Source organism: Lichenicola cladoniae, assembly GCF_013201075.1.
Taxonomy (GTDB): domain Bacteria; phylum Pseudomonadota; class Alphaproteobacteria; order Acetobacterales; family Acetobacteraceae; genus Lichenicola; species Lichenicola cladoniae.
In genome coordinates, this window is the sequence record NZ_CP053708.1 from 4,291,765 (window position 1) to 4,316,111 (window position 24,347).

Here is a 24,347-nt window from a genome sequence, read left to right on the forward strand (position 1 = left end):
CAATTATCCTGTGGATAACTGGGATAACTAGGGTTGCAACTTTGCAAGCTTCCGCCTACTTATCAATGCAGGCAATGCCTAGAGGTCTTCCGCATGGGGGCCGTGAGAAGGCCGGGTTCGCCCGGCCTTTTTCATTTCTAGCGCTAGAAACAGTAATATTTGATCCCGTGGGTTCGGTCTTCCTCTGTCTCCATCAGATGATGTTCAATGAATCGGCCGCTTGAACGAAGCGCAACGCTGAGACCAAAACTTGGATCATACTTTTCTTTAGCGATCGCATACACATAGCTGTCCGCTATCTGCATTAGGCGAGACTTCTTGTCTTTTCTTTCCATATCAATCAGCGTCATCGCCACAGACGCTTGATCTAGGGTCTGGTATCCAGCAGAGCTTGCGGGATTAAAACCCACTCCTATGCCCGATTTTAGAAGAGCAAAGTAGCCCCTTAACGCGTGGTCAGCCTCTTTGTTCGAGCCTTCATACTCAACTCTGAGGCGATGACCGCGAGCGTGAGCAAACTTAGCTGCTCTTTCTACAACTATGCCAAATGCGGAGCGGCATAAGTTCCATTTAGCGTCGCCGGTTCTGCTGCCATAACCTCGCGCTAAATATCCGGGTCGGTGTATGACACAAGCCATTCCAATAACCGGCAATGACGATAGAAAGGTTTCATAGTCTTTCCAGTAAGCCTTCTGCGAGTCAGGAGACTCGCCTTCAAGCCATGAAAAGCCACCTCTACGCGCGCGCATATCCGTCAGATGCAATGGCCCATTCATCTTGGGCCACCTCGCGTAAAGACTTGAATGCATAACTTTGCATGTTTGTTCGTCTTCTTGCTTTACAAGCATGCCACCAAGAGCAAACCATTGCGGGTGCTCGTTCGGCCTTGCTACTAACTTGTCGAGATGACGGCTTCCGGTATCGTCTATGTGTAATACGTAGATGGGCAAGCGTTTACCCAAGGCTCGCTCATTCATAGGTCAGCCAATGTTAGCGGAGCCCCATAAAATGGAACAAATGCAACTTCATTGCAACGCCCAACCGTTTATGCGGCGACTAACCGCTGCCAATATCCTGAAAAATCCACGCTCGTCCGCGCCTTGAGCGCCAGTCCGACCACACCGCGGACCTGCGAACCGTTATCAACCCGGCGATGATCCTCGCGCCACGCGCTCTCCTGGGCGTAGCGGGCAAGGTAGGTGCCGGCGATGTGGTGATGGTGGCCCTGCTCGGCCCGACGCATCCGGCTAAAGAAGCTCTCGGCGCCGTTCGGGCCAGGATGCACTGACGTCCAGAGGTCAAGAGAACGGCATCGCGACCAAGTCCGCCACGGCATGCTTTGATGCGCTTGCACCACTGCAGCAGCCGATGAGCACGTCGGCTCAACCAGACAGGAGCGCGCCCTCGGCAGCGCCGTGCCCAAGAACGAGAGGCGGTACACCACGATGTCCAAGAGCTGCTGCGCCTTGCTTTCGAGCAAAGCGAGGTTCGGTATAGATCTGCCTGGTATCCGGGTTCCTGACCTTATTGCACCTGTGGTGCTTTTCCTGGCGCCGTGCGCGGATCGCTGACAGGAACCGTTCCGTCACCATTGAGCCACCACACGCTACCGCTTATCACGAAGACCGGCGAGGCAGCGAAGACGAGCGGCATCCTCGCTACATAGAGAGCTCACTAGATTTCTGGACTGGCTCGTTCTGAGGGCGGCGAACATGCCGAACGGGCGCCTCACAGGGGCCTCACTAAGGGGCTTGCGACCATCACGAAGCGGTAATGACGATTGCAGTCTCCCCTAATGAGGTACGCCTCCAGGCCCAGTGAGTATTCTCAACATGCGACCACCAGAAAATGTCTCGGACGAACAGCGGCTGGCTTCTCTGGCCAGGTTCGAGATCCTCGATACAGCACCGGAACAAGGTTACGACGACATCGTGCGCCTAGCTTCGCAGATCTGCGACACGTCGGTGGCCCTGGTCAGCTTTGTCGCTAACGATCGCCAATGGTTCAAGGCCCGTGTCGGCTTCGAACCTTGCGAGACCGACCTGAGCCGCTCCGTCTGCGTCCACGCGCTCGAGGAGGACGACCTCCTCGTCATTCCCGATCTGTCGAGAGATCCACGGACCGCGTCCAATCCGCTAGTCACCGAGGCACCCTCCGTCCGGTTCTACGCCGGGGCCCCGTTGCGGACCGCCGATGGGATGGTGCTCGGGAGCCTGTGCGTCATCGACGGCACACCGCGCCCCATCGGCCTGACGACGGCGCAACAGGACGGGCTGCGCTCTCTCGCCTGCCACGTCGTCCATCTGCTTGAACTGCGGCAGGCGTTGGCCGATCGCCGCCGCGTCGAGGACGCGCTTCGCGCCAAGCAGCAGGAGCTGCAGGTCAGCGAAGCGCGATGGCGCGGGCTATTCGAGCGCCTGGGCGAAGGCTTCATCATCGGAGAGCTCGTCTGGAATAAGGCCGGTCGGGTCACCGACTGGCGCTACATCGACGTCAATGCCGCCTGGGGCGAGCTTGTTTCCATCGACCCCGGCCACGCTATTGGGCGCACGATCCGTGAGCTGTTTCCAGACATCGAGGAGAGCTGGATCCAGACCTTCGCGGAGGTCGTCGATACCGGCACCCCAATCGCCTTTACTCAGCAGGTAGGGAGTCTGCAACGCTGGTATGATGGCCGGGCCTTTCGAGTAGAGGAAGATCGGTTCGGTGTGCTGTTCCTCGAGGTGACGGAACGTGTCCAGGCGGATGCAAGGCGCGAGGCCCTCGTAGAAATCGGGGAGCGCCTCCGCGATCTGGCGACCATTTCTGATATGACCCGTTTCGTGACTGGGATTGTCGGGCGTGTCCTCTCGGTCCAGCGGGCGGCGTTCGGCCAGCTAACCGAAGACAAGACGTGCATTCAAGTGGAACTGGACTGGACCGCCCCGGGTGTGGACAGCATCGCCGGTCTGCATTGCTTCGCAGATTATGGTGACCTTGGCATCGAAATGCTCGACAGCGATCCCTTGGTCATCGCCGACGTATCCACCGATGATCGCACGACCGCCGGTCATCAGAGGTTCTCTGACCTCGGCATCCGAAGCTTGGTCAACATGCCAGTGCGAGACCAGAATCAGACCGTGGCCCTATTGATCGTCCACGATGACCATCCGCGTGCCTGGTCGTTGGAGGAACTCGGCTTTATGCGCAGTGTGGCGGACCGTCTTGAGTTCGGGGTTTCGCAGCTCCGTGCCAAGGCCGACCAGCTCATGCTGAACCAGGAAATCAGCCATCGCATGAAGAACATGCTGGCGATGGTTCAGGCCATCGCCCAGCAGACCATGAACGGGGTGGAAGATCAGGATGCGGTCAAGGCGTTCGGAAAACGCCTGTATACACTGTCGGCCGCGCACGACGTGCTTCTGCAGCAGAGTTGGGTGAGCACGCAGCTCGGCACCCTTGTTCGCGCCATACTGAGCACGTTCGGCGCCAACGACCGTTTCGACATAGCCGGGCCCGACCTTCTCCTGGGACCGCGGGCGACGCTGTCGCTCTCCATGCTGCTGCACGAACTGGCGATGAACGCGATCAAATACGGCGCGTTGTCGACAGCATCGGGCCGGATCGCTCTGCACTGGCGGCTCGCTCGCGTGTCGGCCCCGGAACTCGTCTTCTGCTGGGAAGAGACGGGTGGACCTTCCGTAGCGCCACCCACCCGAAAGGGCTTCGGCTCGCGGCTCATCCGGTCCGGTCTGCTGGGAACAGGTGGGGTTGATCTTCGCTACGAGGTAACCGGGTTTTCTGCGGAGATGCGGGCACTGCTGGATCAGGTGCAGTTATCGTGACAAGAACAAATAGACTTGTTGTTCTCGTCGTTGAGGATGAACCCATCCTTCGCATGATGGCCGTTGATATGGTCGAAGAGGCCGGCTTCGAAGTCGTCGAAGCGGCCGATGCGGGACAGGCAGTCGAGCTTCTTGAGAAGCACCTCGATATCCGGATCGTTTTCACTGATATCGACATGCCACGAGGCCTGGATGGCATACGCCTCGCCGCCCTCATCCGCGACCGCTGGCCACCCATCGAAATCATTCTGACATCGGGCGGCTTTCCTCCAAAACCCAACGAAATGCCCGAGCGTGGGGTGTTTTTCGCCAAGCCTTTCCAGCCAGAGCAGGTGGTCAATGAGATGCATCGGATGACTCGTGCTATCTCCTAGGCGGCGTTCGGGGTCGTGCTGGGCACACTGCTGCTGCAAGGGACGACGCTGCATCCGCTGCTTTGAGTGCTAACGCTGCAAGATAACATGTTGAGCGAGCGCGAGGTCGAAATGGCACGCGCCGAGACTGCTCGTGCGGCGGTGGCTGACCTCGAGAAGGCACCAGACACCGAAGCACGTAGCGCGCTGCTGAACGAATATCGCCGCGAGGGAGACGTGCCACGCGACGGCATGGCAGGGCTGCAGCCGACCGCGGTGCAGGCGCAACGCCGTGTGCTGGTGCAGCTGCGCAAGGAGGGCCGGATCGGTAAGGCGGCGTTCCACGAGCTGTAACCATTCGCTGAGCACCGCGGCATCATGTCTGATCAGTCAGCTTGGCCGATCGCGGTTGTGTTCGATTTAACCCAGCGCCACGGCAGCAGATCATCGAGGCGCTGCGCCGGATGTTCGGCGATGCGAGCCAGGACGTCGGCCAGCCAGGCTTGCGGGTCGACGTCGTTCATCTTGGCTGTGACGATCAAGCTGTACATGATCGCAGCACGCTGTCCGCCACGATCCGAACCACAGAACAGCCAAGACTTTCGCCCAAGCGCGATGCCCCTCAGCGCGCGTTCGGCCGCGTTGTTGCTGAGGCAGATCCGTCCGTCGTCCAGGAACCGCGTGAATGCCGTCCATCGCTTCAGCATGTAGTCGATGGCCTTGGCGACGTCGTTGCCATGCGCGAGCCTGACCCGCTGCTGACCCAACCAGTCCTGCAGGTCCATCACCAGAGGAAGTGTATCCATCCGCCGAGCACCACGGATACGCTTCAGGCGGCTGCGGCAGTCAGCGTTTTTGGCTTTGACCAATTCCATGGCAACAGATCGCCGAGGTCGCGATCGGGTTGATCGGCAATACGGCGCAGGACATCGGCGAGCCAGGCGCGCGGATCGACCCCATTCAGCTTGGCGGTGATGATCAGCGTGTAGACGTCAGCCGCGCGCTCGCCCCCACGATTGGATCCGGCGAACATCCAGGACTTTCGCCCGAGTGCAATTCCTCTGAGGGCACGTTCCGCGGCGTTGTTGGTCAGGCAGATCCTGCCGTCGTCTAGAAACCTGGTGAATGCAGGCCAGCGTTTGAGCATGTAGTCCATTGCCCGGCTGACCTCGTTGTGGCGAGACAGCCGGCTGCGCTCAGTGCGCATCCAGGCTTCCAGCTCTGCGACCAGAGGCACAACCTGCTCTTGTCGTGCGGCGCGCCGCTGTTCCGGTATGAGGCCGTTGATGGTGCGCTCGACGTCGAAGATCAGATCGATCTGGCGCACGGCCTCGATGGCGGTCGGCGCCTTGGCCACATCGGCCAGCACAAAGAATTTCCTCCGGCCGTGCGCCCAGCAGGCGGCCTCGGAGATCGCACCTGGTCTACGCCCGGGCAGGTAGAGCTCGTTGAATCCTGCATAGGCATCGGCCTGCAGAATACCTGCGTACTGCGCCAGGTGTCGGCGTGGATGCTCGCCGCCTCGGTCCGGTGAGTAGAAAAACATCGCCGCTGGTGGCTCCGGACCGCCGAATGGACTGTCGTCGCGGACGTAGGTCCAGAGCCGACCGATGCTCGTCTTGCTCTTGGCCAGTACCGGCACCGTGGTGTCGTCGCCGTGCAGCCGGTCTGCTGCCAGCACGTGCTTGCGGATCAACGCCAACAGCGGCGCGAGGGCCGCGGTGCACGCGCCGACCCAGCCGCCCAGGGTCGAAACGTCGAGGTGGATGCCCTCCAGAGCGTAGGTTTCGCTCTGCCGGTTCAGCGGCAGATGCTGGCCGAACTTCGCTTCCAGGATCATGGCCAGCAACTCCGGCCCGGCACGACCCCGGGCGATTGGATGGAACGGTGCCGGCGGCTGGGTGATCTTCTCGCAGGTGCGGCAGGAGAACTTCTCGCGCACTGTCTGGATGACCTTCCACTGGCGCGGGATCACCTCGAGTGTTTCCGTGATCGTCTCACCGAGCTTGACCAGCTGGCCGTGGCATTTGGGACAAGCGGTCGGGCCTGGAACGACGACGCGCTCGCGCGGAAGATGGGCTGGCAGCGGTCCCCTTACCGGCTTTGCCCGGCTCGAACCCGAACGCGGATCCCCGGGTGTTGCTGGCTCGACGTCAGCCTCGGCGGCATTGGCCTCCAGCTCCTCGAGCTGCAGCTCCAACTGGTCGAGCAGCCTGCGACTGCGCTCCGACGTTGGGCCGAACCGGTCGCGCTGCAGCTTTGCGATCAGCAGCTTGAGGTGCGCGATCATCGCCTCCGCACCGGTTGCCCGCGTCTCGGCTGACAACCGGGCCGCGCGCTCAGCAACGAGTGCCGCCCGCAGCATGTCGATATCGTCAGGCAGGATGTCGGCGTCGGGTGTCACGCCAGCGATTCAACCACATCCCGGCTGGCTTGTGTACTGATTGCCTCGCCGTCAGCCTGCGGCCTCGGGCCGCCAGGTCCGCTGTAGATGCCGCCAGTCGATCCCTTCCAGCAGCATCGAGAGCATCGCCGGTGTCAGCGACACCACGCCATCAGCCGCCTGCGGCCACACGAACCGGCCGCGCTCCAGGCGCTTGGCATACAGCGACATGCCGAGCCCGTCGTGCCACAGGATCTTCACCAGATTACCGCGGCGTCCCCTGAACACGTAGAGATCGCCGACATGGGGATCACGCTCGAGCGCCTGCTGCACCTGCAGGGCCAGGCCGTTCATGCCGCGGCGCATGTCACTGGCCCCGGCCGCCAGCCAGACCCGGACACCGGACGGAACCGGGATCATCCGCGCAGAACGGCCACGATACGCCGCAGGGCCGCCTGGTTGACCGTCTCATCGACCCGCACACATACGCCGCCCGGAAACTCGATCTCGATCAACGCAGGCTTTGTCGACGCTTTCGGTGTAGGCGGTGGCACCGGACGCGATTGGTCAGGCTGTTTCTCGGCAGCACGCGGCTCGTCAACGAGGTGAACCGGAACAAGTCGCAACGCGGATCCAGTCTTTACCACTGCGGCTCCTGCCCGCTCGCGGCGCCACCGGTAGACAAGGCTTGTGCAGATCCCGTGTCTGGCGGCGAGCTCTCGAATCCGGGTGCCGGGTACGTAGGAGTTCGCAACCACAAGCGCGCGAAACGCTGGATCATGGGCACGACGCCGGTCGCTGACGATCTCGATCCGATGCATCGAAGCTGCCTGAGTGGCTGCCACTGTGGCAGCCTCATCTGCTGTGTTCACCATGAGGCTAAGCAGATCGGCATCCGCTTATTCCAGCAAGACGTCACTCGCCGGGCGGATACGAGGAAGTGACAAAGCCTGCCGGATTGTCCGGCGCTCCTCAACGCTGTGGCCGTTGATGTCGCGTTCGATGTCGAACAGGGTATCGATGCGTTGCACGGCTTGCAGGCAGATTGGCGACAGAACCGCTGGGGCGTTGCCGTGCGCCACGCGCCGCGCACTGCCTGCAAGGTCTGCCAGCACGAAAAACTTCCGGCGTGCATGCGCCCAGCAGGCGGCTTCCACGATCGGCCCGGGTTTGCGTCCCGGTTCATAAAGCTTGCCATAGCCGCCGTAAGCGTCGGCCTGCAGGATGCCGGTGTAGGCCGCCAGATGGCTTTGCGGGTGTTTGCCGCCGCGATCGCGCGAGTAGTGGAACACAGCACCCGGCGGAGCGGGACCGTCGAACGGCTGATCGTCGCGCACATAGACCCAGAGACGGGCAATGTCGGTCTTGCCATGGGCCAGCACCGGCACCGTGGTGTCATCGCCATGCAGCCGTTCTGCCGCCATGACATGAGCAGCCAAGCGCCGAAACAGCGGCATCAGCACGGCTGTGCAGGCCCCGACCTGATCGGCCAGCGTCGACAGGCTGACCGCCACGCCCTCGCGGGCGTAGCGTTCTGCCTGACGGTTGAGCGGCTGATGCTGGCCGAACTTCTCGAACAAGATCATGGCCAGCAGGTTCGGTCCGGCCCAGCCACGGGGCGTCACGTGGAATGGCGCTGGGGGCTGGCTGATGCGCTCGCAATCGCGACAGGAGAATTTCTCGCGCACATGCTGGATGACTTTCCAGCTGCGCGGGATGACCTCCAGGGTTTCTGTGACGTCCTCCCCCAGCCTGGACAGGCGTGTGCTGCCGCAACAGGCGCACGCCGACGGACCTGCGATGACGACGCGCTCGCGAGGAAGGTGTTCCGGAAATGGGCGCCGGGCCGGGCGCTTGCGGGTAAAGCTGGTAACGGCCATGGTCTTGGCCGCGGCGGCCTCAGCAGCCAGCTCGTCCTCGGTGGCCGATGCTTCCAGCTCTTCCAGCTGCAGTTCCATCTGCTCCAGCAGGCGGGCGGTGCGCTCCGAGCGTGGCCCGAAGCGGTCGCGGTTGAGCTTCTCGATCAGCAGTTTCAAATGGGCGATCAAGGCCTGGTCGCTGGACTGCCGCGCCAGCGCCGCGGCGGCCTTGGCTATGACCCGGGCGACATCGGCTCGTGCTGCCAGGAGCGCTGCCTTGAGCGCGTCGATATCGTCCGGCAGGGCGGCGAGCTCGGTATCCACGCCCGCGATTGAATCACAAATCAGGGCGGCATAGTACCCGTTTCTCTGGCCCGGGCGACCGCATTATCCCGCCGATTGCGGCCGCCACGTCTGCTGCGGATTGCGCCAGTCGATCCCCTCCAAAAGGTAACTCATCTGGCCAGCGGTCAGCGCCACCACGCCATCCACCGTCTGGGGCCAGACGAAGCGTCCGCGATCCAGCCGCTTGGCATAGAGCGACAGGCCGATGCCATCGTGCCAGATCGCCTTGATCAGTGAACCGCTACGGCCCCTGAAAACAAAAACGTCCCCAGCGAATGGATCTCGGCCGAGCCCTTCCTGCACCTGCAAAGCAAGACCGCGCATACCCCGGCGCATGTCGGTATGGCCGCTCGCGATCCAGATCCGCACGCTCGCCGAAACTGGGATCACTCGCGCAGCGCCGCCAGCACGCGTCGCAACGCGCCAAGATTGACGTCGCTGCCAACGCGGACGTGCTGACCATTGCCAAGCTCAATCTCGATGAGCCCGGACGTCGGCGTGGATCGCAGGGACGCTGCCAAGGGCGGTGTTGGATTGGATGGCATGGATTCCGTGGGGGCCGCCCCGATCATCTGCACCGGCATGAACATCGCCATATCCGACGCCGCCCTCAGCACGCCCTCACGCACCTGACGCCGCCAGGTGAAAAGAAGACTTTCACAAATATCATGGCGAGCCGCGACAGCGCGGATCGCAACACCAGGCTCCTGCGTCTCAGCGACAATACGCAGCTTGTCCGGCGTGCTCCAACGCCGCCGACCCTCGCGCCCGGTGATGATCTCCATCACGCCATCCATCGACACACCTCAAGCGCCACCTAAAGTAGCAACTTAAGGTGGCGATCGATTCACGCCCAGGCGGCTCTCGGCGGAGGGATACCACGAGCTCGAAGCTACAATCGACAAGCTGGATATTGGCTCTGATGACGTCCAGCCGTGACACGACGCGAAGGTTTCGCCGTCAGGTCCGCCAATGGTTGCATCACCCAGATCGAGCCCCGACTTGGGTGCCGGCTATATAAGGCTAGTTGGTGCGAGAGAGGGCACGGTCAATCGCGACGTCTGAGGCCCCGCAAAGCTGGGGGTGCGGGATTTTTTTGGCTCAGAACAGCTAGGCTGGCGCCTACCTCGATACGGCGCCTCTCTCAGCTCCAATTATGACACCTTTCAGCTGGCATCCTCTGCGGCGTGTTTAGCGGCGTGCTTGGCATGTGAGGCTGCAGCTTCTGCCTCTAGCTCCTGCGCATGCTGGGCTTTATCATCAAGGATGTTGGTGTAGATCTGAGCCGCCTCGGTCGCATGACGGGTGCCGATCTCACTATGCTCCACTGCCGACGTAGCGTAGCGCTCAGCCTTCTCGTAGTTGCCAGACCCCATTTGCTTGGCTGCCTCCAGATGCGCCTGCGCCGCATGTTCGAAGGCGGCGGCTGCCGCCTCGTGATGTTCTACGGCCTGTTCCTTGGTCGCTGGCATTTCGTGGTCCTATCCCTGATCCATCGGCAACCTCAAATACGATCGAAAGGCACAGATCAAGAGGCTTCTGTCGAAATCTCCTGATTGTGTGGCTGAGTGAGATGATCCTGACCTGAGCCGCAGGCCTGTGGCATTTCAGTTGTCGAAGTTTCATGCATTACGTGACCGCCAATAACAGCCATCAAGGCGATCGCCCGCAGCGATCTCAACTGAATGAAGGACCATTTTCAATCTTCAGTCAGATGCTATTCTTTTTAACCGCACCTTAGCTTTATTTGCTCTACCAGCTGTTTTCATACAATGCTTTGCCGTCTTCAAAACCCCGCAGAAAGGCTGCTCGAGCGCCCCCGACACGAGCAAGCGCTTCAGCTTTACTACCCATCATAGCGCCGGCAGTGAAGCCGTCTTCATATGCTGCTTGAAACATTTCAGGCTTGTGGCTCGCGTCTGCGTCCGGCTGCCCGAACACGGACCCGCTCAGGTTTCTCCACCGCATGAAGAACTGCAGCAATCTCCTGATCACGAGCCCATGATTCCCAAGCGTTTGTTAAGCCATCAGCCACTGCACCAGACCACCCGGATCCCTTTTGCCGCCATTGGCAGTAGCGGTTTCTTCTCAATGCGGGTTGTTGTCGATGACGTGCCTCGTAGTCTAGGCGGCGAGGAGGCTGAAGGCGAAGATTCCGGCGATGAAGGCCCGGACGCTGCCTTCTAGTCCGTCCAACTATTCCGCCGGTAAGCCGGTCGGGGCCCGTGGGTGATGTGATCCTGGTCGAGAAAGACGCTGCCTGCTGTGCAGAACAGCGGCGGGCTCGCCCAGTTTCATCCAGTGTGGTAGCCGACCGACCACCAGACTGATCTGGCCCGGTGGATGGCATAAGCCAACAGTATGCCCTGCATGAACAAACGCATGAGCTAGACCCAATCAGCGGCGGAACTGGCCACATAGAACAGGGAGAACATCAAGCAGGATGAAATAGCAGCGTCGCGCCAGCTGACGACGGCTTTTGCGACCATCGGGGCTGCGACGCGGCGAGACGCCTCGAGGGGCGCCCCGACGCAGTACGCCGATGGTCAGTTCGGCAACAGCACGTGATCAATAACGTGGATCACGCCGTTCGACTGGTAGACGTCGGCGATCGTCACGGTCGCCATCCCGCCTTTAGCATCCGTCAACGTAATAGTACCCGGGCTTCCTATCATGGCAATTAGCGGTTCGCCTTCGATAGTCGTCAGAGTGGCCCTGCCGCCGCCTGCGGTGATCGCCGCCATCAGCGCCTTGGAGTCCATCGTGCCCGCGACAACGTGGTAGGTCAGCACCTTCGTGAGCATCGCCTTGTTCTCAGGCTTCAGCAGCGTAGATACGGTGCCAGCAGGCAGCATCGCAAAGGCTTCGTTGGTCGGGGCGAAGACGGTGAATGGCCCCGGGCTGGACAACGTATCGACCAGTCCAGCTGCTTTTACGGCGGTAACTAGCGTGGTATGATCTTTCGAATTCACTGCATTCTGGATAATGTTTTGCTGCGGGTACATCGCTGCACCACCAACCATGGGATCGGCCATCGATGCGGTAGCGGACGAGGGTTGCGACATCATCGCGTTGGAGCAACCTCCCATCAAGACAGCCGTCAGCGCAATTGATGCGATCGATTTTGTCCGGGACATAGTCATCTCCTCACCGAGGCGGGATCGGTTCATCCCAACCTTGCTATGGAAGGTCTACGCGTGCTGAGGCCGACTAGATGCAGGCTACCCAAGACACCAGCCGTCAAATGACCTTGCCGTACGCTGTTCCATGTCATCGAACAGAGAGATGACATTCAGCGATCGAATCAGAACCGATGCCTGAGGCTCTATTCGGCTTCCCAAAAAACGAGCTCCTGAAGCGAGCCATCGGATCGGCCAGCTCTGTCTACATCCGGAAGGGCAAGAAGGAGATGCGACGGGCGGCGGTGAAGAAATGCCTCAACCTCATTGAGAAGGAGGACCGGCGTCTTGTGGAGTGGAGCGGGCTTGATCCGGACGAGCTGATGAATCGGTAGTCACGTCAAGAATGGGCGTTTGGCCAAGCCCCATACCATTCCGAGGGGCGCGTTCCTTCCGCACCGGTTGGCGGCTCGCAGGGCTGAGATCGGAGGCGTAAATGGCAAGCATCGATTGCATCAGTGCATCCTGCTTGTCAGACGTTCCGTGGCTGCGAATGCTCGCCATGTCCTCGGCCGTCGGCAGGTGCCGGTAGACGCTAGACCGGGCGAGGCTAAGCGAGCGAGCAATCGCCGCCGGTTGCTCGCCTGCCAGGAAGCGTTTCCAGATGTCGACTGTATCAATTTCCTGCTTCCGTCCGAGATAGCGACCCTGGCCCTTAGCCTTGGCGATACCCTCCCGCTGCCGTTCAAGCATGATCTCCCGCTCCCAGGTCGCGACGCCGGCCAGGATGGTCAGGATGAGCTTGCTGGTCGGGTTCCGCGTGTCGATGCGCTCGCCACCCAGGGACAGCAGGATCAAGCCGATACCGCGGCTGGACAGATCCTGCTCGATCGCCAAGAGCTCAGCCGTATTGCGCGCCAGGCGGTCTGGCTTTGTCACCATCAGCACGTCGCCATCGCGGAGGAAGCGCAGGCACTCGTCCAGCTTCGCCCGCTGCGCGATGCTGGACACCTTCTCCGCATAGATCCGCTCGGCGCCGGCGGCGTGCAGGTCGCGTTCCTGAGCCTCGAGCCCGGCTGACTGGTCGGCTGTGCTGGTGCGTGCGTATCCGACGATCATAGCGCCTAGTCCGTCCCTTATGGGTCTAGGCTTTGTCGTCTCATGCGTCCGATAGGTCAATACCCATTCCAATCGGACGTCATTAAGCGCCTCTTCTGCATCTTTCGGTCTGTCCTGTTTGACCCTGCCCTATTCGGACGCTGCTTTGCTTATTGGCACATCCAGCCGTTTGCAGAATTGCCCTGGAACATCCTCGTTATGGCTGCATCAGTTTTGATCGGCCTCACGGATGCTCGGCTAAAGCGGAGCGACATCGATCCGTAGCGCGTGGCGCTCATGAGGTCGTCTCGCTCCTTTACCACCCGTCCATCCTTGCGGTGGTAGAGGCGGAACTCCTCAAACCAGTCGCCAAGATTCCGGAACACCTTCAAGCGGCCGGATTCCATCCGCTCCAGCATGTCGGCGAGGCCAGCCTCGACACCGTTTGTCCCATCGGTGAACTGCGCACGTTCCGGCAGCATCTTGAGGCCGTGCTTGCGGTATTGCTGAGCCAGCTGCTCGCCTGACCCTTTGTCATGCTGCAAGCCGTCATGAGGCCAAGCCCAGGGTAGTTCAGCGCCCCATGTCTTCAGGGTTGCAGCATGGACCAGCGGGGTGGCTTCACGCAGCCGGTGCGTCCGGGTGACGTAGACGATGTCCTGATCGCGATCCCAGGCGAGCGACACAGCCGCGGTCGGGTGATCCCAGCCGAAGTCGAGCGCGCCGATGCGCGTCCAGTGTGGCGGGATCGGGAATGGCTCGCAGGTGATGTCTTCTTCCGGCACGGGGAATACGCGGCCGGAACCCATAGTCGGTGTTCCACGGGTGCGGGCTTCCCGCTCGTGCGCCGGGTAGGACGCGATAATCCGGGCACGCTCTGCAGGCGGGATGTGCTCTGCATCGTCGATCGTCATCACGGTGTCGGAGCGATCAGGCGAGGATTCCTGCAGAAACCGCATCACAACGTCAGAGACCCCAAGCAGGGGCGTGAACGTCAGCCAGATCATGCCGCCGGTGGCATTCGTCCGGCTCATCCCTTCGAGGTAGATGTCGGCGGGCGGCTCTTCATCAAACCAGACCCACTCAAGGGTCGCGGCCTGCCACCGCTGCCGTCCCTGGTCATAGCTCTTGAGCTTGATCTCGCTCGTCTCCCCGCTCTTGTGCCGGACAGTAATCGTGTCGGCGAGGTCGCGGACGCCAGCGGCCCGTGTGACGTTGACGATGGATGCCTTCGGAATGGTGCCGGTGCCCCAATCGTCTGGTGGGCCTAGTAGAACCCGCTGCGGACCATCTCGCACCAGTTCGCCCGATGGGCCACCTAGCCATGCCCGTGTACGGCCCGGAAAGCGGCGACCTTGCCACCAGTCGGGATATTCGCCGGTCAGGTGGAACGCAGCCTCGGCACCTCCCGCGAAGGTCTTGCCAAGCTGGTTGCCGGCGCGAAGCAGGCGCTCCCGGAACAATGCGCCGGCCATGTGAAACGCAAGCTGCTTGCCATACGGAACGTAGTCGCGGATCCGGTTCTCACGCTTCCGGCGCGCTATCTCACCGGCCAGGTGCTTGCTGAGGTCGGCTGTCGTCATGCCCTTGGGCAGAGCGGCGAGTAAATCATTTGCTGCCACGGGGCAGATCCTCCCCGGTCGCTGCCGCTGCGATGCGCTGCAACACCAGAAGCTGGTCGTCTGTCATGTTCGCGAGGGGGTCTCGGACTTCGACCGTGCTGGATGCCAAGGCTGGCTTCTCGAACCGGACTGCCGCCTTCGCCGCGTCTATGCGCAGCTCCATGTCGCGAGTTGGATCTTTGTAGATGGCCACGAGGAACGCGTGAGCGTCACCGGTGAAGGCCTCATCACCCAGCACGTCCTGGATCTTCTGAGCGACTTCGGACATCGCCTTTTCTCGCGCAGCCGTACGGACGTTCTTCACGCCAGCTTGCCGTCCGCCTCGACGCTCTCCTGGCTGGCTACCCCTCGGCATGACAATTGCTCCTAGTCGATAGCTGACCGCTACAGATTGCTAGTATAGCAAATATCTGGCGGAAAACACCAGGTTTTGGTGCGTAGAGCCATTTCTTCTTAGGGCATCGCGATCTTGGGAAGTGTGAACTGCGGTGGGTTCTTGGGGACCAGCCGTAGATTGCCAACCACCATCATGGTCTGTTCGATCAGGATTCTTTTGACGGCATGACCGAGCTCCTGGAGGCCATGGACGTCGCAGGCGGATGAATTCGGGTCCGTGTCGCACGTCACCTCGATCACCAGGACGCGCGTAAAAACCCCATCCTCCATCTCCCATTCGAACCAGGTCCGGCTGACAAGTGGCAGCAGGGCGAGTTCCTTGCGGACAAAAGCAACGCCATCTTTCTCAACCATCGGTCACACCGTTCCTTCGCGGTTCTCACCACCCGGATACTGGCGGCGTTGTCGTTGGAAGACGTCCAAGGCCGGCGCAAGCGTCACGGCTAGGGCAAGCAGCTCATCTGCTCGCTTTTCGCTTTGGGCCCAAAACTCTGGGTTAGCCTGCGTCACCGCATTCGCAGACCTTTTGTCGAACATCACGTAGAGCTCGAATATTTCGATGGCGCTAAGCGGCAGGCTGATCAGCCCGGGCGTGGGGTATCTCGGCACGTATTCATTGCCGGCAACATCATACAGGACGGGCAGGATCTCCGGTTGGTCTACGGTAGTCATGACGGAATCCTTGGTCTGTTGGTGGTGGTGAAGCTCGATCACGATTTGACGTCATGGTGGTGGCCACGGTGGCACTGACGATACTCGCCAATGGGACTGCGGCATTAAGCTGTCAGCCAGGTTGTCGCCGCTGATCCACGAGAGATCGGACCAAAGACCTTCCGCAGCGTCTGGCGACGACAGATCTGCCTCAGACGGCTCCCAAGGTGGCGGGTCATCACTAGTGGCAAAGGGTGGTGGCGGTGGTTCGCGAGGAGGGTCGGTCACCTCGAACAGAGCCAGTGATCCGAGCAGTTCCTCAAGCCAATCCCGACAGCCGGCAAGCCGGGATTCCAGGACATGTGCTGACCTCGTCTGCTGACCTCTACCGACCGGGCGGTAGCGGATCATCTGGAACCTATTTCGGGGACATTCCCCTATAGATAGATCTATTATAGGGGTTTGTCCCCGAAATGCCGGGCACCGAAGAATAGCCTTCTTGGCTGCATCCTCGCTCGGGAACAGATCCGGATAAGCCTTCGCGGCGTCCTTCGGGCTCGTCAGGACAGCGCCCCGTGCTGCCATCCGCTGCACCACGTCTGGGGCTATCGTCGGCCAGTCGGTCACCTGGTGCACGGGGAACGGCGACGCGATGTCGTTCATCATCACCACGAGGACAGGGCTTTCCGCTGTCCTACGAACCCCGCGAGGCCTGCCGACACTCTGGACCACGTTGTTGTCGCTGATGGCCGTTCGGACGGCATCCATGTCCTCATCAGCGAAGCGTCGTGACCGGATGCCGTGATGTGATCCGTCTGCCATCAGCAGCCCGACCGTGACCTCCTCCGGAGCGGTGGGGTCGGCCCAGCGGCCGAACAGCTGCTTGCAGATCAGGGCGGTGTCACGAGGCCCGGGCATCGGACGGCCGAGGATCACGACCCAGGACACGTCCAGGAACGAGTTGAGCCCGCTGATCGCGTTGAAGTTGGCCGTTGCCACTCCTTCGAGCTCGGCAAAATACGGTCGCAAAGCCTTATAGGTGATCACCAATCCTGGCCCGATCCGCTGCGCCATGCCGGCGAAGAAGTCGCGCATCTCGGCAAGGCGCCGTTCCCGCCGACGGATCTCATCGTCTGCCAGATTCGGATCCGGAATGACGCTGGTTTTCCCGAAGCCGCCGCGGTTGTCCCGGGTGCTCAGCACCTGAACGACGGACATGTGCGGGGTTACCGCCTCGACTGGCGGTGGGACCTCCAGGCGCGACAGGTACATCCGCACCGCAGCAACCGGCATCGTGGCGTCCAGGTGAAGTACCGGGGCAGCTTGGGTGTGTGCGACGAAGTCCTTGCGACCATGGATCAACACCCGGCGCTCTGGACCTGCCTTCAGGTCGGCGAGTTCCATCTCGATCCGACCGCACTGCTGATCACCACTCTCAAGATGGTCGGCCAGCGCATGAAGCAGCGCAGCCATAGCGCGGAACTGGCGGTTGCGGCTACCCTGCTTAGCTGCATCTCGGCGGTCCTCGATCGGCATTCCTGGCACCATCGAGGCATGAACGATCCGGCTGAACTGTTCATGCGCGGCTTCCCGGCAGCGTGTGGCATCGAGACCGCCCAATTCCCGGCCAAGCGGTCGTCTGTCCGGCATCGCCTCCAGAATGCGATGGATTTCGCTCATCGTGGCGCGCAGCTGATCCGTCGCGAATGAACGCGGCTCACCTTCCTTGCCCAACACCGGAGCGACGTCGAAGTCGGCGACCAGCCGCTCCAGCGGAATCGAGCTCGTAAGAAGGCCTTGTTGCCAGAAGGATTCATCTGCGATCGTCAGCCCGATCCGGCGCTCAAGCGCAGCATCGAGGCGGTGGAACAGGGCAGCGTGGCTGGCGACCACTACGTCCGCTTTCCGGAGGGTCAGGTTGTTGACTTGAAACGGGCATACAGCCCGGAATTCGCAGCTGGGCTTATCCTTCTTTCCGCTGCCGCAGACGTGGGTGGAGACGGCCAGGTCGGCTTCCGTAGCGAGGCGGACGGCTGGAAGATCCAGGCACATGCGCCCAGCATCATCGTTCTCGTCTACTGGCTGAACCTCGGACTCTGGGTTCGGCGCGCGACGGCCACGATAAACGCCAGCCGTCGTCCCGGCCTTTCGATGATCGGCTGCCGTTTGGTCTGCCATCGCCAGCGTCGGCGCTGTCCAGAGAATGCCGTGCTTCACCTTGGCTCGCTTGGCAGCTGCGATGTAGCTGCGGGCGCCAAGGATCGTCCGGAACGTCTTTCCGATGCCTAGACCGACCTGCATCCCTCGCTGAGGTGGAATTGGCCCCACCTCGCGCAGCACGGCGTTGAGTTGGCGTTGCTCATCCGTCTCATCAGCTGCGATGAACTCCTGGTCCTCGTGGATCTCCTTCAGCCGAGCTTTGGCTCGCTTCTGACGGCGCCAGATCTCCGTGCTGGTGATCCGCCACTGAAGTGCATAGGAATAGAACCTGTCAGCCCCCTCCCTGACCCGCGCTTCGGCTTCCTCAAGCGAGAGCGTCGCCGCCTCAAATGCTGAGGAAACCTCCGGCAACGGTCCATGAAGCCGCAACGCCTCTGCGAGAAAGGCATAAGGGTCGAACGCTACATTCAAGCAGCCGCCCCTGACGCCTGCCCCATAGCCCAGTCAAAGACTTTGTAGGCCTCTTCGGCTTCTTTACCGGCGTGCTCGAGTGCGGCGCCTAGCGCAGATCGTACGTTACTTTCGTAGAGCCGTCCCTCATGGCAGAGGCAGGCGAGGTTAAAGGCCACTTTGACACAGGTGACGTGGCGTTTGTCGGTCGGCGCCGTTGCTACCGCCGCCACACCCCGACGAAAGGCATTTTCCGCCCACTCGGCAGCCTTGACGGCCGGGATTTCGAACGAAGCTCGACGCGGTCGCGGCGGCAACTGCAGCGCCTCGCTCGGCGGCACCGACACCTCGGACAGACCGGATAGCCGAGCAAGCCGGACCGGAAGATGGTCCGCCAGACCGACCTCGAACGCCGGTGCCGCCGTATAAATCACTTGCGCGGCCCGGAATGACACCGCATCGACCGAATGGCCGGCGAACCAGACCTCGAGCTCAGCGCGGCCGACCGGGCGGTCCAGCCAGAACCAAAGCCGCAACCTGCTGCCAGGCTTACGGCCATGACCGGCGCTTGCCTGGACAATGCAGGACACGCCGTAAAAAGCGCTGGGCAATGCTGGAATGACAACGCCGGCGCACCCGAGGAGGTCGGCCGCTTCTACACCGGCCGGGCGGTCGAGCCCGTCCATATCGAGCGCTACCCATCGTCGCGGCACCTCCCGCAGCGTCGGTTCGTCACCGGTCTCCGGATCCCTATGCAAGAGCCGCCGGATACCTCGCACGGCCGGCCCGTCCACCAGGGCGCCGCGGACAACGCACTGCTGCGTTTGACCCTGTAGGGTCTGGAGCCCGTTTGCCAACGCGGTCAGATCGGAGATGGCATGCTCGTAGGCGGAGAAGAGCCGCGGGCTGTCGTAGTCGACGAACGAGCCGTCGGCCTTCAGGAGCTTGGCTAACCGCAGTTGCGGAGCGCACCGGAGGACAGTGATGCTGTCGGCGCTCACCGCCCCACCTCGCGGTCCATAATCCGGTCATATGTGCGGGACAACACGTCCACCTGCTTCGGCGTCAGCCACGGCCTGGTCGCGACGGATCGCACGAACTTCTTCTCATAATCGGTCAAAAGCTCTGACCGGCGCAGCAGGAACGCAATCTCCTTGGACCAAACCGAGGCGGATGCGTTTTGCGATCCGGTTTGCTGCATCCTTTCCGGAAGCCTGGGCGCCGGCAGTTCAGCCGGAATCAGACTGTTCCAGTCCAGTCCGCGATCGCGCAGCATTCTGGCTGCAGTCCAGCCGGCAGCAGCGCGCTCACCGTCTTGATCAGAGGCGAGCAGACTGAGAACTTTGATGAGCCTTTCCCGGTCGCGACCGGTCAACATCGCGCTCATGTCGCGTTCTCGATCGGGTGGACGCTACCGGGTGGCGGTACCACCATGACGCTGGGAACGTCCGCCGCACGCAGCGTCGTCATCCAAGCCTCTGCCGCGTCCGAGCTAGTCTCGATTAGCAACGCCCGGCCGAAATCTTCTGCGGCCGCAACCGCCATCAAGTAAGATCGCTGATCGGCCCCTGCACCATGAACGACCGCAATGCGCGCCCAACTCACAAGCTGCGCTGTTGCTGCCCAACCGAGCGGGCCGGTGACTTGATCGTCGTCATCACCGACCAAGATCAAGGCTGGGCGTTTGGACTTGTTCAGCTGATAGAGGTTTGGTTTCGAAAGGCGGTGGGGCAGCGCGGTGAAAGCAATCCGCCCAGCAGCCGTCGCATTAAAGAGCGTAACGTGATGGTCTGCGCCGAACGTTTTGCAGAATGAGATCGCATGAACCATTGCTCGTGGGTCGGTGCGTTCATCCAGCACCGGTGGCATAAAGATGTTCATGCCAAACCTCCCGCCGACCATATCGCGGGACGGATCAGGTTGCTGGTACACGGCTGACGGTTCTTATCCTCATCCTCGAGGCGGCACCGCTCCGCCCAGCAGCCTCGGATCATTCGACAGGCTGCATCCACATCCGCTTCGGGGGTGACGCCTATGCCGCTAAGGGTTGCGATCAGCTTGGGATCGTCGTTGCCCGTCGTGCCAACAAGGAGCCGCCAGAACGCATCGCGGTGGTCGGGATCAGCGAATGCCTCGGCCGGCAGATCGTCGATGACGTGGCATGCGCTGATGCCAGGTTGGAGTAAGGCCCCTAGGACGACACGTTCAGCCTGCAGCAGGGCGCTCATCGCACTGCCTCGCGATGATCAGAGGCCCGCACTCGCCGACGTGCCCGTTGTGCTGACCTGACAGATTGAGTTTCGTTAAGCGCTGCCACAAGCGCGCCATGACCACCGATCTTGTTGGCCACGATTAGGATCGCGTCGGCGAGATCGCCCTTACGAACCGAATCCAATCGCCGCCTGAGCGCGGCCTGCTCGAAAATTGTCAATTTCTGGCTCCTGAGAGCCAGCGCATGAAGAAACGGGTTGAACCTGACGAACGGATCGCATAGATACGGGGCACCGCTGTCCCGCCTGAGCTTTCCGCCGCCGGCCCCGTTTCTCGGGCGCCGGCGGTTTCGTTAGGTAATGGATCCGTTGTGGCGGTTCTGGCAGCGCATCACGCCGCGGCCTTCTGAGCGCGAAGGGCGGCGGGTGGCAGTCGTTCAAGGTATGAGCGAAGGCTTTCGGCGGGGATGAGAGTTCGCCTACCCGACTTGACGGCAGGGATGTCTCCGTTCGCCATCAACTTGTAAAAGTGGGTCCTGCCAATTCCCGTCGCGGCCAGCGCATCCGGGACATTGTAGCTTAACTTTTGAAGGCCAGTGGACACTTGCATACTCCGCTGTTCGCTATTGACCGCGAAAAGGAGAATGCTTTCTCAAGCGTCCGGAATAAGAGGGGGGCTTTTCTAGAAACCTTGCTGGGCGAGGTTTACGATCCCTGCTTTTGCATTCTCTTTCGTATGTTTGAGTCCTGGGTCTGCTTCCATGTAAGCTTGAAGAAATCCCGCAAACGCTGATCGCATGAGCTCCGGGGCGCTCGTATCAGAGATAGTTTCGCGCCAATCCTCAACTCGTTTGATGTCCATTTTCAACCCGGCCGCTTTGGCCTCGGTTACAAGCCAGGCTTTCGCGGCTGAATTTTTTTCACCGCCTTTGATCATGACGTCGAAAAGGACCGCGATCAGTGCCCGTGGCATTGTGCGATAATGATTTGTTGGAGCTCCGCCATTGACCGGTTTTGGCTTATCGAAAAAAAGATCAGGCTTTGCGCCCTGGCAAAGGTCATGGAGCGCTACGTCTAGTACTCTTAAAGGATTGAGAAGCCTTACCTCGATAGCCTTGTCTTTTCTCAAGTAGTCAATGACTGCCATTAAGGCATATCGGGCAGCAAGTAACTCTCGCCCCTGCTGTGCGTCCAGATTGAAAGCGGCGGTGTCGAGTTTATCTAGAAGCTCTGCAAGAAGCCGATCGGACTGGCTCGGTTCCACGGCTAATGGCCCGAACGAATGCTGATAACCTTCGATTGCGAGTTTGCCTCAATCCCATCCAACGCATCAGCCAGCCGTTGCAGCGCCTCACCGACCTGGGGACGGTAGCGGCTCTGGTTATAAATCGTCGCAATCGCCGAGTGCACCGACACGTGGTTCAGCGCCGCCTCGATGACGTGCGGCAGCTCACCCATCTCGCCTAGCATCGTGGCACCGGTCCGCCGAAGATCGTGACGCGTCCAGCCAGTGGTTCCGCTAGCCTCCATGATGACCTTGGTGTCGCGATCCCAATTGGTAAGTCTGCCGCCGGTCCGTGTTGAAAAAACGAATGCGTTTGGTTGTCCAGGACCCACCTGCTTCAGAAAGTTCAAGGTCTGACGGGAGAGCGGCAGTTTATGCTCGACCTTGTTCTTGGCGATCGTCGCCTCGACCCGCCACGTACCAGCCTTGAGGTCGACGTCGCGCCATCGCGCCTGACAAACCTCCTCCCGCCGCAGCAATGTCATCAGCATGACACGCATTGCGCCAGCATACGGCCGGGTAGAAGCACGAAGCACCGGTAGGAGTGCCCGAAGCTCGGCGGCATCAAGCACACGCTCACGCCTTCGATTCTTTCCAGGCGCCTCGACCTCGGCCAGATCGGCCAGTGCGTATCCACGAGCAGACGCCCACTTCAGAACTGGACGGAGGCAGTAGGCGCCTCCCCTGGCTTGCTGCTGAGACGGGTAGGAGTCGATGGCTATCTGGAGATCTAGGCGGGCGATGGCGAGGAGAGGCTTCTTGAGCAGTTCCTTGAACACGACCTCGATCCGGCGCTTCGAGGGCGGCCATGACTTGATGGTCTTGCCGACCTTGACCTCGTAGAGCTCGAGCAGCGCGGCCAGAGTACCGAGGCCATCCTTCGCATTGTGGCCAAGAGCTCGCTTCTGCCGGCGATCAGCCACCGGGTCCGCACCCTTGCGAACGTCGACCCGAAGTTTGCGAGCCTCCTCCCGAGCCTCGGACAGCCCCATCTTCGGCCAATCTCCAAGAGGGAACCGTCGCATCCGACTGTGCTGGTCACGGCAAGCCAAAACCCATCCTGCCTTGCCAGTCGCGGCGATGCGCAGCCTGAGCCCTGGAAGCCCGGCGTCCGAGTAGTCCTTCCGCCCAATCGTGGCGGCATTGCCGACCGCGGCCTTGATGGCTGTCTCTGTTAACCGGACCGGCACCGCAGCTCCTGGGCTTCACTTGGGCTTCACGAAGCTGAAGATAGCAGCGACTAGCAGTGAACGTCCACGGACAACTTCAGGCAGGACATAGAGTGAACAACGCTGTCTCAGCTTGCCTTAAGTGATCGACGGTGAATACGGGCGAACAGGAGCGGAAATGCCTCAAACCTCGTAACCGGTTTTCTATTTCTACTGGTTCAACGGCGAGCGCCTGCTGGATGGACCGCTCGAGGCGTTGCTCGCCGACCGGTCCATCGACCTGCCGTTCTGCCTGCTTTGGGCCAACGAGAACTGGACCCGGCGCTGGGACGGCTCGGACGAGGATGTGCTGATCGCGCAGGATTTCCGGCCCGAGGACGAACTGCCACTGATCGACTGCTTCGCCCGCCACTTCGCCGACCCGCGCTACATCCGCGTCGGCGGACGCCCGGTGCTGATGATCTACCGCATCGGCCTGATCCCCGAGGCCGCTGACACCATCGCCCGCTGGCGCACCCTGTTCCTGGCACGGGCGAGCGAAGATCCGCTGTTCGTGATGTCGCAGAGCTTCGGCGACCACGATCCGCGCCCATACGGCGTCGATGGCGCGATCGAGTTTCCACCGCACAAGCTGGTCAACGGGCTGGCGACCATCAACGCGTCGCTGAACGTGCTGGATACCGACTTCCATGCCCAGGTCTACGACTACGACGAGGTCGTGCGCGCGTCCCTGGCGCAGCCCCCGTCGCCGTTCCCGCTGATCCGCACCGCCACGCCCTCCTGGGACAACGATGCCAGGCGGCAGGGCGGCGGCCTGGTGCTGCACGGCTCCACCCCGTTCAAATACGGCGCCTGGCTGGAAGGACTGGTGCGGGCTGCCGGCGCGCAGCCGTTCCATGGCGAACCGATCGTGTGCATCAACGCCTGGAACGAATGGGCCGAGGGCGCCTATCTCGAACCGGACCTGCATTTCGGCGCCGCCTACCTGAACGCCACCGGTCGTGCCGTCACCGGGTTCGGCCGGCCGTCGGCGCAGGGACGGGTCCTGCTGGTCGGGCACGACGCGTTCCAGGCCGGCGCGCAGTCGCTGCTGCTGGATGGCGGCGCCATGCTCGACGGCTTCGAGGCGGTCGGCCGCACCACGATCCTCGGGCCCGACGGTCCCCGCTTGGCAGCACATCTGACGGCTTTGCGGATCGCCGGTTTCTCCAGCGCCATCGTCAACAGCGCCGCCTCGGCCCCGGTCGGCCGCTCGCTGGTGCAGGCAGGCATCCCGTTCATCCTGCTGGTGCACGAGTTGCCGGCACTGCTGGGCGAGAAGAACCTGCTGCCGGCGCTTCGCGACGCCGCGACCCACGCGCGGCGGGTGGTGTTCCCGGCGACGGTGGTTCAGGAGGCGATCCAGGCGCTGGTGCCGGTGACC

27 protein-coding genes and 4 pseudogenes are annotated in these 24,347 nt (G+C 61.6%); 6 read left to right on the forward strand and 25 right to left on the reverse strand.

From position 1 onward, the window contains the following. Positions 1-143: 143 nt before the first annotated feature. Both HN018_RS19445 and HN018_RS29465 read right to left on the reverse strand, forming a co-directional pair. Complete coding sequence (locus tag HN018_RS19445) at positions 144-962, reverse strand: hypothetical protein (protein ID WP_171837971.1); 819 nt, start codon at positions 960-962, stop codon at positions 144-146. An 83-nt stretch (positions 963-1,045) separates the two neighbouring features. Beyond that, positions 1,046-1,270: pseudogene (locus tag HN018_RS29465) on the reverse strand (transposase); the annotation flags it as partial. 547 nt (positions 1,271-1,817) lie between these two features. Between HN018_RS29465 and HN018_RS19455 the strand changes: the two are divergent. The 3 genes from HN018_RS19455 (at position 1,818) to HN018_RS19465 (ending at position 4,531) form a co-directional block, all read left to right on the forward strand. Further along, on the forward strand, positions 1,818-3,824 hold the full coding sequence (locus HN018_RS19455) for a GAF domain-containing protein (protein ID WP_171837972.1): 2,007 nt from the start codon (positions 1,818-1,820) through the stop codon (positions 3,822-3,824). Between the two features lie 68 nt (positions 3,825-3,892). Continuing rightward, positions 3,893-4,198: a response regulator gene (locus HN018_RS19460; protein ID WP_239479345.1), complete on the forward strand. Its 306-nt coding sequence runs from the start codon at positions 3,893-3,895 to the stop codon at positions 4,196-4,198. Between the two features lie 87 nt (positions 4,199-4,285). After that, the gene (locus HN018_RS19465; RefSeq protein WP_171837974.1) at positions 4,286-4,531 is read left to right on the forward strand and encodes a hypothetical protein; all 246 of its coding nucleotides are present in this window, start codon (positions 4,286-4,288) and stop codon (positions 4,529-4,531) included. Positions 4,532-4,563: 32 nt separating this feature from the next. On the opposite strand, the pseudogene HN018_RS19470 reads toward HN018_RS19465, so the two are convergent. From HN018_RS19470 to HN018_RS19510, 9 genes and pseudogenes are all read right to left on the reverse strand, one after another. Next, positions 4,564-4,992, reverse strand: a pseudogene (locus HN018_RS19470) (IS66 family transposase); the annotation flags it as partial. Between the two features lie 14 nt (positions 4,993-5,006). Continuing rightward, positions 5,007-6,542 (reverse strand): IS66 family transposase, encoded by a 1,536-nt coding sequence (gene tnpC / locus HN018_RS19475; RefSeq protein WP_172443516.1) that lies wholly within the window; start codon positions 6,540-6,542, stop codon positions 5,007-5,009. 90 nt (positions 6,543-6,632) lie between these two features. Next, the gene (tnpB, locus tag HN018_RS19480) at positions 6,633-6,980 is read right to left on the reverse strand and encodes an IS66 family insertion sequence element accessory protein TnpB (RefSeq protein ID WP_172443498.1); all 348 of its coding nucleotides are present in this window, start codon (positions 6,978-6,980) and stop codon (positions 6,633-6,635) included. Continuing rightward, positions 6,977-7,381 carry an IS66-like element accessory protein TnpA gene (gene tnpA / locus HN018_RS19485; protein ID WP_171837671.1) on the reverse strand — a complete coding sequence of 135 codons (405 nt, stop codon included), beginning with the start codon at positions 7,379-7,381 and terminating at the stop codon, positions 6,977-6,979. The genes tnpB (HN018_RS19480) and tnpA (HN018_RS19485) overlap by 4 nt, the downstream gene beginning before the upstream one ends. A 108-nt stretch (positions 7,382-7,489) precedes the next feature. Then, positions 7,490-8,743 (reverse strand): annotated as a pseudogene (tnpC, locus tag HN018_RS19490) (IS66 family transposase); the annotation flags it as partial. A 63-nt stretch (positions 8,744-8,806) separates the two neighbouring features. Beyond that, positions 8,807-9,154, reverse strand: a complete 348-nt coding sequence (tnpB, locus tag HN018_RS19495; protein ID WP_172443499.1) for an IS66 family insertion sequence element accessory protein TnpB — start codon at positions 9,152-9,154, stop codon at positions 8,807-8,809. Then, positions 9,151-9,549: an IS66-like element accessory protein TnpA gene (tnpA, locus tag HN018_RS19500; protein WP_171833609.1), complete on the reverse strand. Its 399-nt coding sequence runs from the start codon at positions 9,547-9,549 to the stop codon at positions 9,151-9,153. Before tnpA (HN018_RS19500) ends, tnpB (HN018_RS19495) begins: the two co-directional genes overlap by 4 nt. A gap of 381 nt (positions 9,550-9,930) precedes the next feature. Continuing rightward, positions 9,931-10,236, reverse strand: a complete 306-nt coding sequence (locus HN018_RS19505) for a hypothetical protein (protein WP_171833610.1) — start codon at positions 10,234-10,236, stop codon at positions 9,931-9,933. A gap of 280 nt (positions 10,237-10,516) precedes the next feature. Beyond that, on the reverse strand, positions 10,517-10,747 hold the full coding sequence (locus HN018_RS19510; RefSeq protein ID WP_171833611.1) for a hypothetical protein: 231 nt from the start codon (positions 10,745-10,747) through the stop codon (positions 10,517-10,519). A gap of 18 nt (positions 10,748-10,765) precedes the next feature. Here HN018_RS19510 and HN018_RS19515 point away from each other — a divergent pair, with 18 nt between their 5' ends. Further along, positions 10,766-10,951: a hypothetical protein gene (locus HN018_RS19515; RefSeq protein WP_171833612.1), complete on the forward strand. Its 186-nt coding sequence runs from the start codon at positions 10,766-10,768 to the stop codon at positions 10,949-10,951. 359 nt (positions 10,952-11,310) lie between these two features. Here HN018_RS19515 and HN018_RS19520 read toward each other — a convergent pair whose 3' ends face one another. The 7 genes from HN018_RS19520 to HN018_RS19550 all read right to left on the reverse strand — a co-directional run bounded on the left by HN018_RS19520 (position 11,311) and on the right by HN018_RS19550 (position 17,330). Next, complete coding sequence (locus HN018_RS19520; protein ID WP_171833613.1) at positions 11,311-11,901, reverse strand: fasciclin domain-containing protein; 591 nt, start codon at positions 11,899-11,901, stop codon at positions 11,311-11,313. Positions 11,902-12,207: 306 nt separating this feature from the next. Beyond that, entirely contained in the window at positions 12,208-13,002 is a 795-nt protein-coding gene (locus tag HN018_RS19525) for a recombinase family protein (RefSeq protein ID WP_171833614.1), read from the reverse strand. A gap of 149 nt (positions 13,003-13,151) precedes the next feature. Next, on the reverse strand, positions 13,152-14,456 hold the full coding sequence (locus HN018_RS19530) for a terminase large subunit domain-containing protein (RefSeq protein WP_204259581.1): 1,305 nt from the start codon (positions 14,454-14,456) through the stop codon (positions 13,152-13,154). Positions 14,457-14,589: 133 nt separating this feature from the next. After that, positions 14,590-14,907: a hypothetical protein gene (locus HN018_RS19535; protein WP_171833615.1), complete on the reverse strand. Its 318-nt coding sequence runs from the start codon at positions 14,905-14,907 to the stop codon at positions 14,590-14,592. A gap of 149 nt (positions 14,908-15,056) precedes the next feature. Continuing rightward, positions 15,057-15,353 (reverse strand): hypothetical protein, encoded by a 297-nt coding sequence (locus tag HN018_RS19540; protein ID WP_171833616.1) that lies wholly within the window; start codon positions 15,351-15,353, stop codon positions 15,057-15,059. Between the two features lie 3 nt (positions 15,354-15,356). Then, positions 15,357-15,713 carry a hypothetical protein gene (locus HN018_RS19545; protein WP_171833617.1) on the reverse strand — a complete coding sequence of 119 codons (357 nt, stop codon included), beginning with the start codon at positions 15,711-15,713 and terminating at the stop codon, positions 15,357-15,359. A 9-nt stretch (positions 15,714-15,722) separates the two neighbouring features. Continuing rightward, positions 15,723-17,330 (reverse strand): hypothetical protein, encoded by a 1,608-nt coding sequence (locus HN018_RS19550; RefSeq protein WP_171833618.1) that lies wholly within the window; start codon positions 17,328-17,330, stop codon positions 15,723-15,725. Between the two features lie 120 nt (positions 17,331-17,450). Between HN018_RS19550 and HN018_RS19555 the strand changes: the two genes are divergently transcribed. Further along, complete coding sequence (locus tag HN018_RS19555; RefSeq protein ID WP_171833619.1) at positions 17,451-17,939, forward strand: hypothetical protein; 489 nt, start codon at positions 17,451-17,453, stop codon at positions 17,937-17,939. Positions 17,940-18,277: 338 nt separating this feature from the next. Here the strand turns inward: HN018_RS19555 and HN018_RS19560 are convergent, their stop codons facing one another. From HN018_RS19560 to HN018_RS19590, 7 genes are all read right to left on the reverse strand, one after another. Then, the gene (locus HN018_RS19560) at positions 18,278-19,261 is read right to left on the reverse strand and encodes a hypothetical protein (RefSeq protein WP_171833620.1); all 984 of its coding nucleotides are present in this window, start codon (positions 19,259-19,261) and stop codon (positions 18,278-18,280) included. Beyond that, positions 19,258-19,647 (reverse strand): hypothetical protein, encoded by a 390-nt coding sequence (locus tag HN018_RS19565; RefSeq protein WP_171833621.1) that lies wholly within the window; start codon positions 19,645-19,647, stop codon positions 19,258-19,260. The genes HN018_RS19560 and HN018_RS19565 overlap by 4 nt, the downstream gene beginning before the upstream one ends. Beyond that, positions 19,644-20,141, reverse strand: a complete 498-nt coding sequence (locus tag HN018_RS19570; RefSeq protein ID WP_171833622.1) for a hypothetical protein — start codon at positions 20,139-20,141, stop codon at positions 19,644-19,646. Before HN018_RS19570 ends, HN018_RS19565 begins: the two co-directional genes overlap by 4 nt. Then, positions 20,138-20,488: a DnaB-like helicase N-terminal domain-containing protein gene (locus HN018_RS19575; RefSeq protein WP_171833623.1), complete on the reverse strand. Its 351-nt coding sequence runs from the start codon at positions 20,486-20,488 to the stop codon at positions 20,138-20,140. The genes HN018_RS19570 and HN018_RS19575 overlap by 4 nt, the downstream gene beginning before the upstream one ends. 373 nt (positions 20,489-20,861) lie before the next feature. Further along, the gene (locus tag HN018_RS29140) at positions 20,862-21,080 is read right to left on the reverse strand and encodes a helix-turn-helix domain-containing protein (protein ID WP_171833624.1); all 219 of its coding nucleotides are present in this window, start codon (positions 21,078-21,080) and stop codon (positions 20,862-20,864) included. A 72-nt stretch (positions 21,081-21,152) separates the two neighbouring features. Continuing rightward, positions 21,153-21,734: a hypothetical protein gene (locus HN018_RS19585; RefSeq protein ID WP_171833625.1), complete on the reverse strand. Its 582-nt coding sequence runs from the start codon at positions 21,732-21,734 to the stop codon at positions 21,153-21,155. A 2-nt stretch (positions 21,735-21,736) separates the two neighbouring features. Continuing rightward, positions 21,737-22,945, reverse strand: a complete 1,209-nt coding sequence (locus HN018_RS19590; protein WP_171833626.1) for a tyrosine-type recombinase/integrase — start codon at positions 22,943-22,945, stop codon at positions 21,737-21,739. A gap of 190 nt (positions 22,946-23,135) precedes the next feature. Here HN018_RS19590 and HN018_RS29240 point away from each other — a divergent pair. Then, positions 23,136-23,909: pseudogene (locus HN018_RS29240) on the forward strand (glycosyltransferase WbsX family protein); the annotation flags it as partial. Positions 23,910-24,347 lie beyond the last annotated feature (438 nt).